Source organism: Streptomyces sp. SP17BM10 (assembly GCF_036322405.1).
GTDB lineage: Bacteria > Actinomycetota > Actinomycetes > Streptomycetales > Streptomycetaceae > Kitasatospora.
In genome coordinates this window covers 1-202 of the sequence record NZ_JAQYXB010000276.1, presented here as the reverse complement: position 1 = coordinate 202, position 202 = coordinate 1, and the positions used below count along the sequence as shown (strand labels likewise).

1 tRNA gene is annotated in these 202 nt (G+C 67.8%); it reads left to right on the top strand.

The window, feature by feature from the left end:
• Positions 1–64: 64 nt before the first annotated feature.
• Positions 65–136: transfer RNA gene (locus tag PUR71_RS01280), tRNA-Val, on the top strand.
• Positions 137–202: the final 66 nt, after the last annotated feature.

The following is a 202-nucleotide window of genomic DNA, read 5'->3' as shown; positions in this document are numbered from 1 at the left end:
GGGGCCCCGTCGGGCAGGGTGTTCGGACCACCCTCCGGGATGCGGTAATGTTTTCCCTGCACCCGGGCGATTAGCTCAGCGGGAGAGCACTTCGTTCACACCGAAGGGGTCACTGGTTCGATCCCAGTATCGCCCACCGGACAGCATGCAGGCCCTGATCGGGATACCGGTCAGGGCCTGCGGCGCGTTCGGGGCCGCCCCG